1 protein-coding gene is annotated in these 443 nt (G+C 63.4%); it reads left to right on the top strand.

The window, feature by feature from the left end; all coding sequences use genetic code 11:
* Positions 1–123: 123 nt before the first annotated feature.
* A partial coding sequence (locus tag AACY52_RS31450) for an acyltransferase family protein (protein WP_339561568.1) occupies positions 124–443 on the top strand: 320 nt, incomplete at its 3' end.

Raw genomic sequence — 443 nt, 5'->3', positions numbered from 1 at the left:
AACGGCGTGGCACCGTGCCGGTTCCGGTGGTTCGCGCCGCGACCGGCACCCAAACGGCTTGCCCAATCCGGTTCCCGGCGGCAAAGTCCGGCCGGGACGGAAAAGCGCAACGGGACGGCCATCATGACGATGTCACAGGCAGCGACAGTCGGTGCGGAGCATGCCGTGCCGAAGGCCAGGACACGCAACGTCGCGCTCGATCGCGCCCGGACGTTCCTGACGCTGGTGGTGCTGCTGCATCACGCGGTGATCCCGTACACTTATTTCGGTCATACCGACCCGACCTCCTGGATCGGATTCGACGTCGTCGTGCTGGCCACCGACAGCTTCTTCATGGCGATGTTCTTCTTTCTATCGGGGCTGTTTGTCTGGCCCAGCCTGGCTCACAAGAAGCCGGGGGTCTTTTTGTGCGATCGTTTGCTCCGGCTAGGACTTCCCTTCGC

The organism is Pseudomonas sp. EA_65y_Pfl1_P113 (genome assembly GCF_963970525.1).
GTDB lineage: Bacteria > Pseudomonadota > Gammaproteobacteria > Pseudomonadales > Pseudomonadaceae > Aquipseudomonas > Aquipseudomonas tritici.
This window is presented reverse-complemented; position numbering and strand designations above follow the sequence as displayed.